Annotated in this window: 14 protein-coding genes and 1 pseudogene; 5 read left to right on the top strand and 10 right to left on the bottom strand. The window is 61.2% G+C overall.

Annotation, left to right across the window (positions count from 1 at the left end):
* Positions 1-76: 76 nt before the first annotated feature.
* The 7 genes from katG to ATE48_RS12025 form a co-directional block, all read right to left on the bottom strand.
* Positions 77-2,263 carry a catalase/peroxidase HPI gene (katG, locus tag ATE48_RS12055; protein ID WP_066771853.1) on the bottom strand — a complete coding sequence of 729 codons (2,187 nt, stop codon included), beginning with the start codon at positions 2,261-2,263 and terminating at the stop codon, positions 77-79.
* A gap of 104 nt (positions 2,264-2,367) precedes the next feature.
* Positions 2,368-3,840, bottom strand: a complete 1,473-nt coding sequence (locus tag ATE48_RS12050; protein WP_066771851.1) for a cryptochrome/photolyase family protein — start codon at positions 3,838-3,840, stop codon at positions 2,368-2,370.
* Positions 3,841-3,879: 39 nt separating this feature from the next.
* Positions 3,880-5,004, bottom strand: a complete 1,125-nt coding sequence (locus ATE48_RS12045) for a ketoacyl-ACP synthase III (protein ID WP_066771849.1) — start codon at positions 5,002-5,004, stop codon at positions 3,880-3,882.
* Between the two features lie 82 nt (positions 5,005-5,086).
* Positions 5,087-5,974 (bottom strand): PhzF family phenazine biosynthesis protein, encoded by an 888-nt coding sequence (locus tag ATE48_RS12040; RefSeq protein ID WP_066771848.1) that lies wholly within the window; start codon positions 5,972-5,974, stop codon positions 5,087-5,089.
* Positions 5,975-5,987: 13 nt separating this feature from the next.
* Entirely contained in the window at positions 5,988-6,254 is a 267-nt protein-coding gene (locus ATE48_RS12035) for a DUF5985 family protein (RefSeq protein WP_228126596.1), read from the bottom strand.
* A complete protein-coding gene (locus tag ATE48_RS12030; protein WP_066771847.1) occupies positions 6,255-6,518 on the bottom strand; it encodes a DUF5985 family protein in 264 nt (87 codons plus the stop codon).
* On the bottom strand, positions 6,515-7,441 hold the full coding sequence (locus ATE48_RS12025) for an ATP-grasp fold amidoligase family protein (protein WP_066771844.1): 927 nt from the start codon (positions 7,439-7,441) through the stop codon (positions 6,515-6,517). Before ATE48_RS12025 ends, ATE48_RS12030 begins: the two co-directional genes overlap by 4 nt.
* 165 nt (positions 7,442-7,606) lie before the next feature.
* On the opposite strand from ATE48_RS12025, the gene ATE48_RS12020 reads away from it, so the two are divergent.
* Positions 7,607-8,014: a hypothetical protein gene (locus tag ATE48_RS12020; protein WP_066771841.1), complete on the top strand. Its 408-nt coding sequence runs from the start codon at positions 7,607-7,609 to the stop codon at positions 8,012-8,014.
* On the opposite strand, the gene ATE48_RS12015 is transcribed toward ATE48_RS12020, so the two are convergent.
* The 3 genes from ATE48_RS12015 to murI form a co-directional block, all read right to left on the bottom strand.
* The gene (locus ATE48_RS12015; RefSeq protein ID WP_066771839.1) at positions 8,011-9,627 is read right to left on the bottom strand and encodes a DUF4332 domain-containing protein; all 1,617 of its coding nucleotides are present in this window, start codon (positions 9,625-9,627) and stop codon (positions 8,011-8,013) included. The genes ATE48_RS12020 and ATE48_RS12015 overlap by 4 nt on opposite strands.
* Before the next feature lie 68 nt (positions 9,628-9,695).
* Complete coding sequence (locus ATE48_RS12010) at positions 9,696-11,360, bottom strand: DUF262 domain-containing protein (RefSeq protein ID WP_066771837.1); 1,665 nt, start codon at positions 11,358-11,360, stop codon at positions 9,696-9,698.
* 127 nt (positions 11,361-11,487) lie between these two features.
* Positions 11,488-12,330: a glutamate racemase gene (gene murI / locus ATE48_RS12005; protein ID WP_066771833.1), complete on the bottom strand. Its 843-nt coding sequence runs from the start codon at positions 12,328-12,330 to the stop codon at positions 11,488-11,490.
* Between the two features lie 205 nt (positions 12,331-12,535).
* Here murI and ATE48_RS12000 point away from each other — a divergent pair, with 205 nt between their 5' ends.
* The 4 genes and pseudogenes from ATE48_RS12000 (at position 12,536) to rpe (ending at position 16,381) form a co-directional block, all read left to right on the top strand.
* On the top strand, positions 12,536-13,495 hold the full coding sequence (locus tag ATE48_RS12000; RefSeq protein ID WP_066771831.1) for an MBL fold metallo-hydrolase: 960 nt from the start codon (positions 12,536-12,538) through the stop codon (positions 13,493-13,495).
* A gap of 122 nt (positions 13,496-13,617) precedes the next feature.
* A pseudogene (locus ATE48_RS11995) lies at positions 13,618-14,289 on the top strand (DUF3108 domain-containing protein); the annotation flags it as partial.
* Positions 14,290-14,414: 125 nt separating this feature from the next.
* The gene (locus ATE48_RS11990; RefSeq protein ID WP_066771823.1) at positions 14,415-15,671 is read left to right on the top strand and encodes an RsmB/NOP family class I SAM-dependent RNA methyltransferase; all 1,257 of its coding nucleotides are present in this window, start codon (positions 14,415-14,417) and stop codon (positions 15,669-15,671) included.
* A 47-nt stretch (positions 15,672-15,718) separates the two neighbouring features.
* Entirely contained in the window at positions 15,719-16,381 is a 663-nt protein-coding gene (gene rpe, locus ATE48_RS11985; protein ID WP_066771821.1) for a ribulose-phosphate 3-epimerase, read from the top strand.

Below are 16,381 nucleotides of genomic sequence, written 5' to 3'. Positions count from 1 at the left end.
AAGGATACAAGCCCCTTCAAAGCAAAAAGGGCGACGCATCGCTGCGCCGCCCTTCCCGCATTGAGGTGCGTATCGTTTACTGTGCGCCGGCCGGGCGCGGCTTTTTCAGATCGAAACGATCAAGCTCCATGACCTTCGCCCAAGCCTTGACGAAGTCCTTCACGAACTTTTCCTTCGCATCCGAGGCGCCATAGACTTCGGCCAGAGCACGCAATTGTGAGTGCGAGCCGAAGATGAGATCGGCGCGCGTGCCGGTCCACTTCACCTGACCGCTCTTGCGATCGCGGCCTTCGAACTCTTCTTGGCCGCCGCCAATGCCCTTCCATTGCACGCCCATATCGAGAAGGTTGACGAAGAAGTCGTTCGTCAAAACTCCAGGCTTGCTGGTGAGCACGCCGTGCTTGTCATGACCAACTTGCAGCACGCGCAGACCACCGATCAGCGCCGTCAATTCCGGCGCTGACAGCTCAAGCAATTGTGCGCGATCGATCAGGTGCTCTTCCGTCGCCATGATCGGCGCGCGCACGTAGTTGCGGAAGCCATCTGCTTTCGGGTTGAGATACTCGAACGAGTGGACTTCCGTTTCTTCCTGCGTCGCGTCGGCGCGGCCCGGCGTGAACGGCACTTTCACCGTAACGCCACCGTCCTTGGCCGCCTTCTCGATAGCGGCGGCGCCGCCGAGCACGATCAAGTCGGCCAGCGAAACCTTGCCGCCCGCTTCCTTCTGGATCGCTTCAAGTTTGCTGATCACCTTCGAAAGTTGGGCTGGCTTGTTGACCTCCCAGTCCTTCATCGGCGCCAAGCGAATGCGTGCGCCATTGGCGCCGCCGCGGCGGTCCGAACCACGATACGACGAAGCCGAGGCCCACGCCGTCTCAATCAGTTCACGCGTCGACAAGCCGCTCGCGAGGATCTTCGCCTTGAGACCATCGACATCAGCCGCACTGATCGTCGACTTCGGGCCCGAGATTGGGTCCTGCCAGATCAACGTCTCTTTCGGGACGTACTTGCCCTTGTAGAGAACCTTCGGACCTATATCGCGGTGCGTGAGCTTGAACCAAGCGCGCGCGAACGCATCGGCGAACTCTGCCGGGTTCTTGTGGAAGCGGCGCGAGATTTTTTCGTACTCAGGGTCGAAGCGCAGCGCCAAATCAGCCGTCGTCATCATCGGCTGATGCTTCTTGTTCTTATCGAATGCATCCTCGACGTCACGGCCAGCGTCGCCCTTCGGCTTCCACTGGTGCGCGCCGGCTGGCGACTTGGTCAGCTCCCATTCGAAGCCGAACAGCGTGTCGAGATAGCCGTTGTCCCACTTCGTTGGGTTCTTCTTCCACGCGCCTTCGATGCCGGAGGTGATGGTATGGCCGGCCAACCCACTTTCAAACGTGCTGATCCATCCAAGACCTTGCAGTTCAAGGTCTGCCGCTTCCGGTTCCTTGCCGACATGGCTGTCGGGACCAGCGCCGTGCGCCTTACCGAAGGTGTGACCGCCCGCGACGAGCGCGACGGTCTCTTCGTCGTTCATCGCCATGCGCGCGAAGGTCTCACGAATATCGCGCGCGGAGGCGACCGGGTCGGGATTGCCGTCCGGCCCCTGCGGGTTGACGTAAATCAGACCCATCTGCACGGCGCCGAGATTACCTTCGAGAACACGGTCGCCGGAATAGCGGCTGTTCGGCGCCTTGCTGTCCGCCAACCACGCTTCCTCAGCGCCCCAGTTCACATGGTTCTCAGGCTCCCAAACGTCTGCGCGGCCACCGCCGAAGCCGAACACCGGACCGCCCATCGACTCGATGGCGACGTTGCCAGTGAGAATGAGCAAATCCGCCCACGAAAGCTTAGCGCCGTATTTCTGCTTGATCGGCCAGAGCAGGCGTCGCGCTTTGTCGAGATTGCCGTTGTCCGGCCACGAGTTCAGAGGCGCAAAACGCTGCTGACCACGCCCGCCGCCGCCACGCCCGTCACCGACCCGGTAGGTGCCAGCCGCGTGCCACGCCATGCGGATGAAGAACGGACCGTAGTGGCCATAATCCGCGGGCCACCAATCTTGGCTGTCGGTCATCAGCGCGCGGAGATCTTTCACCACCGCGTCGAGATCGAGGCTTTCAAATTCCTTGGCGTAATCAAAGCCCTCACCCATCGGGTCGGACTCGGGAGTATTCTGATGGAGAACGCCTACATTGACCTGGTTCGGCCACCAATCGCGATTGAGTCTGCCGCGCGCATGCGGAACAGGGCACTTTGAGTCATTTCCGTCGGCCATACATAGTCCTCCTAGAAGCGTCGATAGCGCTTCAGAGGCCATCGGCCCAATTGGATTTTCTATAGCTAACTATAGAGCGCGCCACTGGGAACTTGTGCGCCGCCTCAAGCCTTGGGTAAATCGGCGAACGCAGCGAGCGCGCGGGCGCGCGCCGCCGCGTGATCCACGATTGGCTCGGGATAATTTTTACCCAATTCGACTCCGGCGGCCGCCAACGTTTTTGGGTCCGCGGTCCACGGCTGATGCAACACATCGTTGTCCAGCTTCGCGAGTTCCGGGACCCAGCGTCGCACGTACGCGCCATCCGCATCGTAACGTTCGCCCTGGGTAATCGGATTGAAGATGCGGAAGTACGGCGAGGCATCCGCTCCCGATCCAGCGACCCATTGCCAGGAAGCGGCATTGTTCGCGAGATCGGCGTCAACCAGCGTATCCCAGAACCATGCCTCGCCGCGGCGCCAATCGATCAACAAATGTTTGATCAAGAACGACGCCACAATCATGCGGGCGCGATTGTGCATGTAGCCGGTGATCCACAACTCGCGCATGGCGGCATCGACAATCGGATAGCCTGTCAGGCCCTTGGTCCAAGCCACGAACGCTTCGTTATCATCGCGCCAAGAAAATCCATCGAACTGCTCGCGCCAGTTCGCTTCAGGCAATGTGGGCCAATGAAAGAGCAGATTGGCCGAGAAATCGCGCCATCCCAATTCGCTGAGAAATTTGTCCGCGCCGCGCTGCAGCGCAGGCTCATGCACCACGGCCGCTTCAACAGCCCGCCGCACCTGCACAGGCGATATCTCGCCGAAGTGAAGATGTGGCGACAGACGCGACGTTCCATCGACGCCCATTTGATCCCGCGCTTCGGCATAGTGCTGCAAACGTTCCTCGACGAACGCAGTAAGCGCCTCACGCGCGCCAGCTTCACCAGGCGTCCAAGCATCGTCGAAGGTCTTGGCCCAATTGGGCCGCGCCGGAAGCAAGCCCCAGTCCTCCAAGCGCTCGCTCGCGATTTCTCCAACCCACTTTTCAAGTTTCTTGGGCACAGCAGCCAACGCGCGCAGGTCCATCTGCAAGCAGGCCCGCCAAAACGGTGTGAAGACCTTGAAGGGCTCCCCGGCCTTCGTCTTGACCGTCCAAGGCTCATGCATGAGCGCGCCGCTGCGGCTCTCGACCTCTATGCCCTGCGCGCCAAGCGCTTGCTTCAAGGCGGTGTCACGCGCGATCGCATACGGCTCGTAGGTACGATTCCAAAACACCAGCTTGGCGCCAGTCTCGGCAACGAGATCGAACAGCATGCGATCGGCACGACCGCGGCGCAAAGTGAGGCTCGCGCCACGCTTCTCCAGATCACGCGACAACGCCGCGAGACTGTGGTGCAGCCACCAGCGCGATGCTCCCCCAACGCGCCATTTAGCGGGCGTCTCGTCGTCGAGGACATAGAGCAGGATCAATGGCCGCTTGCTGGCCACCGCAGCATGTAAGGCAGGATTATCCGCGATGCGAAGATCTTCACGCAGCCAAACAATAGCAGGCGTAGTCACGGCTTGGCCCTCATCATTGGAGCCGATACGCATGACCCGAGGCGTTGGTTCACGCTTCGGTGGCAACGCCCATTAGAGCGCTTCGATAAACCGCAAATTGCGCAAGCCTTCGCCAGAGCGTTCCTTCGCATTGGTTTTGCCGCTGCGAATGCCATTGATGATGTCGAGCGCCGTTTTCTTGTTCGCCGGCAGATCGGCGTCCGTGGTCCCGAGCGGCGTCACGCGATCGCCCCAACGGACGAGATGCGCGCACACGGTAAGTCCCGCGCCGAACGCCGGCATTAGAATGAGCGCGCCCGGTTTTACACGCCCTTCTTCAAGCGCTTCGGCGAGCGCGACAGGCACGGTCGCGGCGCTCATATTGCCGTAACGCTCCACGGTGAGCATCACCTTATCCATCGGCACGCCGCTCCGCGTCACCACCGCCTCGATGATGCGAAGGTTGGCCTGGTGCGGAACGACCAGGTCGATGTCGTCGGCGGTCACGCCGCATTTCGCCATCACGGCATGGCTCGCTTGCACCATGCCGGTGACCGCACGCTTGAAGATTTCGGGGCCGTCGAAATCCCATTCGGTGTCGCCCATGGTGATGCCACGATTGACGTAAGCCGTGCCCATGCCGCGCACGCGCAACGTTTGGCGCGCGTCGGCGAGACAACCCAACTGCTCGCCAAGGACACCCTCTTGCTTGTCGCTTGCCTGCACCACGACAGCCGCACAGCCATCGCCAAAGAGAACCGCGACGTTGCGATTTTCCCAATCCATAAACGGCGAAATCCATTCAACGCCGATCACGACCGCGTTTTTCACAACGCCAGTGCGGATCATCGCCGTCGCGGTGGAGAGCGAATAGAGAAAGCTCGTGCACGCCGTGTTGAGATCGATGGACGCGGCCTTCGTGGCGCCGATCGCGGCTTGCACCCCGGACGCGGAATTCGGCACCTGCTCATCATTGCTGCAGCTGCCATAGACGATGAGATCAACGTCTTTGGCGTCGAGGCCCGCGCATGCGAGCGCGCGCTTTGCCGCGATCGTCGCCATCTCGCTCGCCGTAACGTGAGAGACGCGCCGCTCCTTCATGCCGGTGCGCGAAACAATCCACTCATCGTTCGTGTCGAGGAAAGTGGAGAGATCGGCGTTTGTGAGCGTGGCCGGTGGCATGCATTTGCCCCAGCCGGTAATGGCCGCGTGAGTCATTTCGGGCGTCCCTCGAATTTTATGGCGCTACCGCTAGCAGGCGGCGGCGGGGGCGTCACCCGCTAAGCGGCGCCTGCGCGCCCTAGAGTACAGCCTCACCGCGAAATACCGGGACGCAATGGCCCGCGACCGTAGCTGTGATCTCGCCGCCGCGGCGGCTAGCGGTTATGCGCAATAAGCTTGGCCGCCCCATTTCCTCGCCCTGCCGGACAGTGAACGCGACGTCGTTGGCCGTGCTGTGTTGCAACAACAGCCCCGCGAGCGGCGCGTTTGCACTGCCGGTCGCTGGATCCTCCCATGTCCCCGATATCGGCGCGAACATACGTGCGCGAATTTGATCGCCGTCGCGCACGTAGACGAAAATCGAAAAGCGCGCGCCGAGATCGTTGCGTGAAGCGAGCGCGAGCCGGAATGCGGTGAGATCGGGTGCGCACCTTGCGATCGCATCATGACGCAGCTCAGCAAACACGTACGGATTGCCCATTGAGGCGACGATAGGCGCATGGGTGCTGGTGACGACATCGTCGAGCACGAGGCCAAGACAAGCGGCTATCGTGTCTGCGCCAATCTCGGGGCCGGTCGACAATGGCTGCGGCGCGGTGATTTTGCCGCCAATCACCTCACCTGCCTGCCCCCGCTCAAGCTCAACCGCCACGATTCCGGCCGGCGCCTCTAAGCGAAGATGATCGCCTTCAGCCAAGCCGGCGCGCGCCATAACGTACGCGGCGCCGATACTCGGATGGCCCGCAAACGCCATTTCAGTCGTGCGATTGAAAATTCGCACCCGCGCCGTGTTTGCTGTATTCTCTGGCGGCAGCACGAACGTCGTCTCGCTGAGATTAAACTCAAATGCGAGTTGCTGCATTTGCCCGGCGCTCAGCCCGCGCGCGTCTTTGAAGACCGCGAGCGGATTGCCGCCAAAGCGCTGGTCGGTAAACACATCAACGGTCTCAAACGCAAAAATGGGCATGACGCTCCGGCGATTAGCTCTTGCGGAAGTTCTTCCCCAATATCGCAGCGATCAACAACACGAATGCGGCAAGTCTGATGAGATAGAGCCATGAACGCTCCTCCCACGGCAGCGATAGCAGCACCGTCAGTGCCGAGCTGATCGCCAGCAAAAGAAATGCTACCGAGAACGCGACGAAGAGCGCGTCAGATGTGCGAACCCAAAAGCGCAGGAAGAACGCAGAGGCTACGAAGTAGCCCATGGTGATCATGCCGGAGAAAAAGTCAGAGTGCGGAAACACTCACTTGATCTCCCACATAAAGCCATGGATGAGCACAGCGACGGCGGCGAACGAAGCGATCTGCCGGTAGGCCAGCAAATTGGTTTCCGGCGACGGGATCACGTCGATCAACACGAGCGCGTTGTTGATGGTGAGAAAGAAAAAGCAGAGAGCACACCAGAACAACAGGCGCATCCCAGTCCGCCGATAAGCGCGCGCCAACAGAAACGTGCACACCGCACAGGTCACGAAGCACAGCAAGTAAACGAGCAGAGGTCCGATCATTTGGACGGGCGCAACCTGAATGCGTCCGCAAACGACTTCAGCTGCGCGGTTGCGTCACTGGATTCTGGGTACGACCAACTCTCACCCAATTCGAGATCGAATGCCGCAGGCTCGAACCGGCAAAGCCCCGCTTCGGGTGAGAACGTCATCTCGCCAAACAACGGCCTTTGCGGCGTGTCGTAAAGATCGACGCGCACAAAGCGAAAGCCCTCTGCCAATTTCGACGCCGCCGCGATCATGTGCGAAAGATGCCGCGGAGCCGGCACATTGGCCGGCGTGTCGGGGTAGTTCATCTTGAATTCGAGACGACCCCAAGACGGCGAATAAAACTGACGCGTGTGATTTCCAAAGCGTCCGTGATCCACTTGAATGAATCGCACCGCGCCATCGAAAACCCAGAACTTGTAGTCGTCCGGCGCTTGATCTTCGCCGATGAACGGTTCGACCAACAATTCTCGCTTCACGCTCCCGTACGCCCACTCGCGATGGACGACGTGGTGGTCGTAGTTGAGCCAGCCATTCGCTTCGCGCGCCACCGAACTCAAATTGGAGTTAGCCGTGATGAACTTCACTTGCGCGCTTGAGTGATTGGCCTTCACGACCGCCGGTTTCGGCAGATCACGCAAAATATCTTCGGTGAGATGCTCACCATGCCAGAGCGTTGGGATCAGCCATTGCTTCCCAAGCTTGTCAGCGACGAAATCCTTCACACGAACCTTGTCGACGAGCGATGGCGTACGCGGATCGTGATCCAGCAATTTCAGATGCTGCATCTTCTCGGAGAAGAGCTGCGGGTTCGCCAGATTGGGGAAACGGCCGAAGACACGGAAATAATCGACGTTGACCGCGACAGCGTCCGGGACGCGTCGCAGCAGCTCGAGGTACGCGAGCTTCGTTGCCCATTTTAAGCGGCGAACTGCCATTCCGCGCTTAGAATCCCTGTCACCCGCCCACGGTGAATGGGCAATGTTAATGCCGATACAAAGAACGCAAATGCTGCGCACCTGAATTCGGCGCGATATCGTAACGATCTGCAGCGTTTCTGGGCCGCTACACTCCTACAAGGCGACTCATGCTAGGCGTCGGCCATGGAACCGATCGCACAAGCAACCGCAATTATTCTCGCCGGGGCATCGCTCGGCTGGATCGCCCTCTTCTCATTCGTGTTGGCGCCGGTGGCGTTTAAACAATTCGACGCTGGCCGCGCCGAGCGCTTGGTCAAACACGTGATGAATTCGGGTCACGGCATTCTCGGCTTGATCGCGTTCGCTTCAGCGATCGCAGCATTGATGGCAGGTGCTGTTGCCGGCGCGGCAACCGCCGCTGTCGGGGGCGCCTTCGCTTTCATGTGCAAGTTCGCGCTGGCGCCGCGCGAAGATAAGCCGCTGAAGGGCCATCGCGTGCTGAAGACGGCGCGCGTCGTCGCCTCCAGTCTGACAGCTTTCATCGCGCCGGTTCTAATCGCAGCGATCGTACTTACGCTGCTGAAAATCTAAGCCGCAACGTTGGTCTTGCCTTCTTGGATCGCGCGCTTGGCGCGCTCGATCCACGTTGCGACATCATCCGCCGTGGGCGCCGGCGCCGCGCCCCAGGCGCGCTGACCTTCGTCAGACAAGCCCCACTGCGCAACACCTTCGCAAAGCTGCGTCGCATCGCTTGCAGCCAGCGCATTTGCATCTTCGATGCCGCACGCAACCAACGCCTGAGCTTCGCGCGACTTCATGCCTGGCACGGTGCACGCGAGCAGCGCTTGCGCCTGCCAATCACGGATCACCTTCGCCGAGATGTGGCGCGCGTCGATCTGCTGCTCGCCATCTTCCGCATTGAGCGCCAGCAGATCGGCAATCGTCTTCACACCGACAGCTTCCAAACGCTTAGCCGTCTTCGGTCCGATAGACGGCGCTTGAACAACCGGCGCGCCCTCGTTCAACGTAAACTTCGGCAACGTCTTCTCACGCTTCGCCAGCGGCGCACCTTCCGGTAGTTCGCGCGGCGCCTGCTGCTTCACCTGCTTCGGCTCGGGCACGGGCGCCGGCGCGATGACAGGCAGCTCGGCCTTCGGCGCCAAATCGATCGTGCGTGTCTGCCGGGCGCGCGGAATTGCTGGAATTTTCGTGCTCATCGCGCGCGCAGGCGCGCCCTCACCCGCCTTCGCGCCGATCTCACGCGGCCATTTCGCATCGAGATTGGAAAGCGGCGACTTCAACACTTCTAACGCATGCATTTCGCGCACGGCTTTATCGTCATCACCCAGCGTGGTGCGCACTTTGCCGGTGCGGCGATATTCCTCGTACTGCGCTTCCACCTCGCGGCGTGAGGCGGCATTGTCCATCGTCTTCAGCACAGCTTGGATCGGAATTTCCAACGCAAGGAAGAACCCCTGCAGGTCATCGCCCATGCGTGGCGGACGAACCGCCGCTTCAGCAAAGGCGCGATCCAAAATCCGTGCAAGACCGACGGCGGCATGGCCAACAAGCTTTGCAATCGTGTCCTTCAGCTCTTGATCAAGACCGGCTGGCGGATCCTTCACACCCTTCGCGAAGTCATAATGGTCGATCACCGTCTCATAATACTGGTTCGAGAGCTTCGCGCCGGCGCGTACCATTTCAGCGAGCCAGTTATCTCCGCCTGGCGCGTCCATCTTCGGGTAGCCGCCCAGATCGTTTTCCAGAATCTGCTGGAACGTCGAATACGATTTCGAAAAGCTCCACTCGACAGCGCGGTGGATGACGTTCTCTTCTTCGGTCTGGTGGGTATGAAACGGCTGAATGGGATCGACGTAATAGTGGCTCATGACGCCGGCGCAGTACGCGGCCTGCTTCCAGTCCTTCGCCGCCATCGCCCGCACCGTGCGGCGATACCATTCCTCGCAACTCTCGATCGCGCCGCCCCACTCCTTCTCACGCACGTGGAGGACATGGTTTTTGAAATCCTTGAACACCTCATCGGGCGCCTTGGCGCCGGCGAGATACTCAGCGTGGAAATGCAGCAGCAAATTGCGCCAGCGTTCGGAGTCGGGGCTTTGCAGATGTCGCAATGCATCTACCGCGAGGCGGTGATGGTTGGAACGGCAGCGGCTCGCAAAAACGACCGCGTACAACAGCGACATGACTTCCCGACCTCGCCCCAGGACTAAACGCGAGGTTAAGATTTCGGGCCGGTTTGGTTAGCGAGGGGTTAACCGCCCCGCACCAGACCCCAGTCTTCACAGAGAATTCGAACCAGCCGTTCGTGGCGCTCTTCGATGGCCTGAAGCGTCCATTCTTCAATGGGACCAAGGTCCTTGGTGAGCGCGTAGATCGCCGCGGTGGTATCGAAATAGAGACTACGCTTCTTCGAATACGGCTTGTTATCGGCGGCCGCATTCTGGTCGTAGGTCAGCAGCGTGAGGTTGCCGAGTAGGTTGGCCAGCTCGTTGCGCAGCGCCGGATCCGGGAAACGCTCGTTCCACCACGGCCCACCATTCTTCGGCAGCACGTGCTCAACAGTCGCGTCATCCATCATCGATACGATCCGGCCGCCCGGCATCGCCGCTTCCATTCGAATGAGCAACAAGCGGCGCTGACGGTCGCGCTTGCGCGAACGATTGAGCGTCGCGAAGAACTTCATCTGCTCGGTTTCAGTCAGCAATAGCGCGCGCTGCTTGCCTTCGCCATTGTGCAGGATCTTATCGTCGCTGATGTATTTGATGATGTTGGCGTAGCGCGCTTCGCGGTCGCGATTTTCGACCACCGCCAACTCGCAAGCAAACGTCAGGCGATCGAGACCCTGGAAGAAACGGCGCGCACGCTCCGGCTCCGATGCATGCTCGGCCAGGAACGCGATCGCGCACGGCGCCCAATCCCATTGCTCGACCTGTTTCATAAGCGCAACGCGGCGATTCACTTCTTCACTCGCCGGGCCAACATCGATCGAGCCGGCAAAGATCGCGCGCAACGCGTGCGCATAGCGCGGCAATTGCTCAAACAGGAACGCCCGCACCCCGCCTGCCCGCTCAACGGCAGTGCGGAAGGAAGCAAGATCGCCCGGCGACAACAAAGGTTCGCCGGTCAACAGGAACGGCATCATGTAAAGCAACCGCGCGAAATTATCGCGCTCGAACAGATCCTCGGTCTGCTCCCACTTGCGCGCCGCAGCGTCGGCTTCGGTGTTCGACAGGCCGGAGTTTTCCAGCAAGTCGCTCTTGATGATATCCGCGCCTGAAAGCGGCGAGCCACGCTTGTTCAGCGTGTTGAACACCGTCTGCGCGCAGCCACGTTCGTCGGCATCGACGACGTTCAGCGTGCACGAGCGCGCGATATAGGACATGAACGCGTCGAGCTCGCGATCTTCCGTGATCTTGCTCATCTCGGACTCGATCGTGCGCGCCGCGTTTGCGATCAAATCTTTCGAATCCACGCCGATTTCCGCATGACGCGCCAGCTCGCTCATATGTCCCCGCTCCTGAACGAAGCCGAGATAAAAGTTCTGATCTTCTTCGCGCAGAAGCAGACGCGGCGTATTCCCGTCCATGATCAAGGTTTGATACTGTTTAGCGCGGCCGGGAATGCGATCGCGCACGTACGCGAGCAGCATCGTCAGTGTTGCGAGACGCTGCTGGCCATCGGAGACTTCAAGTTTTCCGTGATTTTTCACCAGCACGATTTGACCGATGAAGTAGAACGTCGCGCCACGTTTGTAAGCGCGCCACAAATCTTGGATGAGCTCACGGACTTCGCGCTCAGACCATGTGTATGGGCGCTGATAGCGCGGGACTTTCAACTGCTTACGCGTTAGCACTGCCGCCAAATTCAAAATCTGCGACGTCAGCCCGAGGGGCGTGTCGCCAAAGGCGCTGACCATGAATTATTCCCCAAGGAAATTCTTATGTTCTTGAGCGTGATCGTTACGCTCTGATTTCGCGCACGCAATGCGGCGCGCTGGAGAACGCAGCCTACATTGGCTTAGCGTTTCCCAAAAAGCACGGCATCTAAACCGCCGTCGCTCGGGTCAGCGCTTCAGCGCGAAAATCGCGCGCTTCGTCGATGTGTGAAAAATCACCAAACCCACGCGCTTCGAATGCACGCAGAGATGTATGTGCGGCGTGCCCATTCGTGAACGCCGCGCGGTGCACGCGCGTTGGTCCCTCCTGCGCCACCAGCACACTCGCAAGACGCCGCGCGATAGCCGCGCCGGAATCCATCCAGAGGCAGGCGCGCGGCGCCGCTGCGGTGAGTTCCTCCACGAGCAACGGGAAGTGCGTGCAGGCCAGCGCCACAACATCGATGTTTTCACCACCCGGCGCCGAAAAAAGCCCCCGGATCGCCTCTGTGATCTCAGCTGTCCCTAGATCCTCGCCTCGCAACTTGCGCTCAGCCGCCTGCACCAGCCCCGCAGAACCGAAGCGGATCACCGTTTTGTCGGCGGCGAACTGGCTGATGAGATCGCTCGTATAGGCGCGCTGCACCGTGGCCGGGGTCGCCAATAATCCGATGACGCCAGTCTGGGTCATCGCCGCCGCGGGTTTGATCGGCGGCACGACGCCAACCACAGGTATTTTCAAAGCAGCCCGCACCGGCTCGAGCGCGATCGTCGACGCCGTGTTGCAGGCAACAACCACCGCCTCCGGCGCCCACTGCTCCACCACGCGCGAAAGCAGGGCCGGCACACGCGCACGCAATTGCTCGTCGGTTTTCAGGCCGTACGGCAGCCACGCATTGTCGGCGACGTAGTCGAGTTCGAACGCGTGCGGCGCTGCGGCGATGGCGTCGAATACCGAAAGCCCGCCAACCCCGGAATCGAACACCAATACGCGCTTTGCATCGTTAACCATTTGGGCAGCCAAGCCAGACATCGAGCGTTAACCAATACGCTGATTTGGGCGCGGTTTTTCGTTTCGGCCAGAGCACGGCACGCACCTGTGGAAACCTCGTGTTAACTGAGTTTGCTAGAATCATAGCGTCGGGTAGCAACGCTTGAGTGGGGTTAAACGTCAACGCGCCGTCGAAGCGCGTTGTTTGAGATTCGGGGTCGGTACCATGAACGCCATCGGCAAATCCTCTGTCGTCTTCGTGACGCTGTCAGGCCTGTTTTGGGGTGGATGGGTGTTGGGCTCGCAAACGCCCGAAGGCCAAGAAGCGATCGCGCGCGCATACGCTGCGTACGCTGAGCAACAAGCGACCGCGAACGAAGACCTGTTCGATTCCACGGCCCTGCGCGCAATCGTTTGCGGCGGCAGCGAAAATGGCGCCCAACAACCTTGCCTCGCGGTCGTTGCGGGCGGGCGCCTTTTCGTGGTCGACGCCGGTTCGGGCGCAGCCTCTTCACTCGTTCAACGCGGCGTGCCGATGGCGCGCCTGCAAGCGGTGCTGCTGACCAGCTCCGGCATGCAGCAAATGTCCGACCTCAGCGCGATGTATGGCCAAGCCACGCAAGGGCGTGATGACGCATTGCTTCCTGTCTACGGCCCAGCCGACACGCAACGCACGGTCGACGGCCTGAACCAAGCAGCCGGCATGGATGGCGCAACGCGCGGCCTCCAGGCCTGGGGACCCTCGCCTGAGCCGGGCCGCTCGGTGATCGTATTCGAAGGTGACGGCCTCACAGTCTCGGCCTTCACAACTCAAGAAGACGCGTTCACGGGTCGGGTTGGCTATCGCTTCGATTATCGAGGCCGCTCAATAGTCGTTGGCGGCGATGGACGCATGGTTGGCGCCGAAGCCGCTGCGAACGCCGACGTCGTTCTGCAAGGCGCGCACAGCCAATCGCTGTCGCATCTGCATCAGCAGTCCAGCATGACGCCGGCGGAAGTTGCAGCTCAAGCGCGCGACTCCAATGCGGGCCTCGTCGTGTTAACCGGCGCCGGCAACCAAGTCGAAGCGCAAGTGCAGATCTCCGAAGCGCGCGCCGCTGGCTTCAGCGACGTCGTCTCGGGCCGCGTCGGCACGCTGGTCGAACTTCCACTCGACAACATGGAAATCAACGTCCGTCCGCTTTAACGCAGCCAGGATCGACGACCTCGAAAAGGGGAGCCACGCTGGCTCCCCTTTTTGCTGCGCGCCAAGCAGCACAGCCGCTCTCGAGACTTGCTGCAGCGCCTACGCCGCCTACACTTGTCGCTATGCGCGCGTTCATAATCTTTGCCGCCCTCATGCTGATTTCGACGCCCGCATCGGCGGATCGCTTTGCGCTCACCTATGATGGATTTGGGCTTGGTTTCGTGCCTGTCGGCGGCGTCACCGTGGACGCCGATGTCACCGACGAAAGCTACGACATTTCCGCAACCGTAGCCTCGCGCGGCATTCTCAACTTGTTCGAGCGCACCGACATCGACGCCAGCGCCGCCGGCATCATCAGCGCCGGCACTCCACGCTGGCAGCGTTACGATCTCGATCATCGCTATAGCGGCAAGCGCCGCACCATCAGCATGCAGGCCGATGGGGTCGGTGCGATCACCTCGCAGATCGAACCCGAGTACCGGACTTGGGGTGACCCAGCCGCGACGGAAGAACAGCGCCGCGCCTCGCGCGATCCGCTGTCCAGTATCGTCGCTATGTCGATCGATGTCGGCCGCTCGCGCCGCTGCGAAGGGACCTACCCCACGTTCGACGGCCGCTTTCACTACCTCCTGCAATTGGGCGGCGGCGATATCGACGCCTACGATGGCGGCGGCTTCGAAGGCGAAGTCTTAAAGTGCTCGCTGAGCTACATCGCCATCAGCGGCTTCAATCCGCGTGACCAAGGCCGCCGGCGCATCCCAGAAGGCCAAGTCTGGTTCGCGCTGATGCCCGACACGACGTTTGCGCCGCCGGTACGCATCTCGACGCCGCTTTCGGCGGGCGGCGCGACAATCCGGCTCGCCAGCTTCCGCCGGGCGCGCGTTGACGTGCAGTACACGTCCGATACACCCACGCCACCTTGACCGCCCGCCGCGCAGCAACCGATCTCCTCGTCGCCGTGATGGAACGCGGCCGTGCATTGGAAGATGCGCTCGGCGAAACACCGAGTTTCAATGCGCTGGCTGGCCGTGACCGCGCCTTTGCGCGCGCGCTCACCACTGCGGGTCTGCGCCGTCTCGGCGGCATCAGCGCCGTCGTTTCAGAATTCCTCGCCCGTCCCCTGCCCGATAGCGCCGAACACGCACGCGCATTGCTGCATTTAGGCGCAGCGCAATTGCTCGTGTTAGGCACGCCCGCGCACGCAGCCGTCGGCGAGACCGTCGAAACCGCCAACCAGATGCGCGAAGCGCGCGGCTTTGCAAAGCTGATGAACGCGGTGCTCCGCAAAGTCGCCAATGATGGCCCGCAGATTTTGGACGGCTTGCCGCCCGGCGCCGATCTGCCTCAATGGCTCTACACGCGCTGGCGCGCGACCTACGGCGATGCTGCGCCACAAATCGCCAATGCGCTACTGAACGAACCGCCGCTCGATCTCACCGTGAAGGGCGATCCCGCTGAATGGGCCGAGCGCCTCTTCGGCACGGTAACGCCGACTGGCAGTGTACGCCTCACCGAACACGCGCCGATCGACAGCCTCGCCGGATTCAATGATGGCGCTTGGTGGGTGCAGGACGCCGCCGCAGCGCTCCCGGCAAAACTTCTCGGCGACGTGCGCGGCAAGCGCGTGCTCGATCTTTGCGCCGCACCCGGCGGCAAAACATTGCAACTCGCCGCCGCCGGCGCGCACGTGACTGCCGTCGATAAATCCGAAGCGCGCTTGAAGCGCCTGCGCGAAAATTTGGTCCGCACCAAACTGCAAGCGGATGTCGTCTGCGCCGATGCGCTCACGTTCAAGGCGGAGCCCTTTGACGCCCTCCTGCTCGACGCACCGTGCACCTCCACCGGCACGCTGCGGCGCCACCCCGACGTCGCCTGGTTGCGCCGCCCAACCGACGTGCGCGCGCTCGCCGATTTGCAAGCTCAGCTCATCGAGTCAGCGGCAGAGCTCCTAAAGCCCGGCGCACCGCTCATATACGCCGTGTGCTCTCTTGAACCGGAAGAGGGACCCGGCGTCGTTGCGGAAGCGCTGCGTAAGAGCTGGCGGCGCCAAGCGCTTACCAACGAGATTCCCTCCGAATTCATCACCGCCGATGGCGATATGCGCACGCATCCCGGCCATTGGCCAGAGATCGGCGGCCTCGATGGCTTCTACGCAGCCCGATTGCTGCGCAGCTAGTTCCGCCTCGCCTTGCGCCGCCTCCCCCGCGCGGGGTACGACAGAGCATGACGCGGACGCTCATTGCACCTTCGATACTGGCTGCGGATTTCTCGAAACTTGGCGAGGAAGTGCGCGCTGCTGAGCAAGCCGGCGCCGACATGATCCATATCGATGTCATGGATGGTCATTTCGTTCCGAACATCTCGATCGGACCGACGGTGATCAAGTCGATCCGTCCGCACTCAAAGCTGCCGTTCGACGTGCACCTCATGATCGCACCGGTCGATCCTTTCATCCAAGCCTTCCGCGATGCCGGCGCCGACATCATCACCGTCCACCCGGAAGCTGGCCCGCACCTTCACCGCACGCTGCAGGCGATTAGAGCCACCGGCGCGAAAGCAGGCGTCTCGCTCAATCCCGGCACACCGGTTGAAGCGATCGACCCGGTCATTGATCTCATCGATCTTGCCTTGGTGATGAGCGTCAATCCAGGTTTCGGCGGCCAGAGCTTTATTGAGACGGCGCTGCCGAAGATCGAAAAGCTTCGCAAGAAGATTGATGTAACCGGTCGCGACATCATTCTCGAGGTCGATGGCGGCGTGAACGCCAAGACCGCCCCGCGTGTCATCGCCGCCGGCGCAACCGCGCTTGTCGCCGGAACCGCCGTTTATGGCGGCGACGCTGACGCCTACGCCGACAACATCAAGCGCTTAAGAGCCGCCGCGTGA

Origin of the sequence: Candidatus Viadribacter manganicus, from assembly GCF_001679665.1 — a bacterium.
GTDB lineage: Bacteria > Pseudomonadota > Alphaproteobacteria > Caulobacterales > Aquidulcibacteraceae > Vitreimonas > Vitreimonas manganica.
The sequence above is the reverse complement of the archived record's forward strand: the minus strand, read 5'-3'. Positions and strand labels throughout refer to the sequence as shown.

Excerpts from the sequence above, each read along its gene's own strand:
- katG (WP_066771853.1), bottom strand. The coding sequence starts at position 2,263 with ATGGCCGACGGAAATGACTCAAAGTGCCCTGTTCCGCATGCGCGCGGC.
- ATE48_RS12050 (WP_066771851.1), bottom strand. The coding sequence starts at position 3,840 with ATGCGTATCGGCTCCAATGATGAGGGCCAAGCCGTGACTACGCCTGCT.
- ATE48_RS12045 (WP_066771849.1), bottom strand. The coding sequence starts at position 5,004 with ATGACTCACGCGGCCATTACCGGCTGGGGCAAATGCATGCCACCGGCC.
- ATE48_RS12040 (WP_066771848.1), bottom strand. The coding sequence starts at position 5,974 with ATGCCCATTTTTGCGTTTGAGACCGTTGATGTGTTTACCGACCAGCGC.
- ATE48_RS12030 (WP_066771847.1), bottom strand. The coding sequence starts at position 6,518 with ATGATCGGACCTCTGCTCGTTTACTTGCTGTGCTTCGTGACCTGTGCG.
- ATE48_RS12025 (WP_066771844.1), bottom strand. The coding sequence starts at position 7,441 with ATGGCAGTTCGCCGCTTAAAATGGGCAACGAAGCTCGCGTACCTCGAG.
- ATE48_RS12020 (WP_066771841.1), top strand. The coding sequence starts at position 7,607 with ATGGAACCGATCGCACAAGCAACCGCAATTATTCTCGCCGGGGCATCG.
- ATE48_RS12015 (WP_066771839.1), bottom strand. The coding sequence starts at position 9,627 with ATGTCGCTGTTGTACGCGGTCGTTTTTGCGAGCCGCTGCCGTTCCAAC.
- ATE48_RS12010 (WP_066771837.1), bottom strand. The coding sequence starts at position 11,360 with ATGGTCAGCGCCTTTGGCGACACGCCCCTCGGGCTGACGTCGCAGATT.
- murI (WP_066771833.1), bottom strand. The coding sequence starts at position 12,330 with ATGGTTAACGATGCAAAGCGCGTATTGGTGTTCGATTCCGGGGTTGGC.
- ATE48_RS12000 (WP_066771831.1), top strand. The coding sequence starts at position 12,536 with ATGAACGCCATCGGCAAATCCTCTGTCGTCTTCGTGACGCTGTCAGGC.
- rpe (WP_066771821.1), top strand. The coding sequence starts at position 15,719 with ATGACGCGGACGCTCATTGCACCTTCGATACTGGCTGCGGATTTCTCG.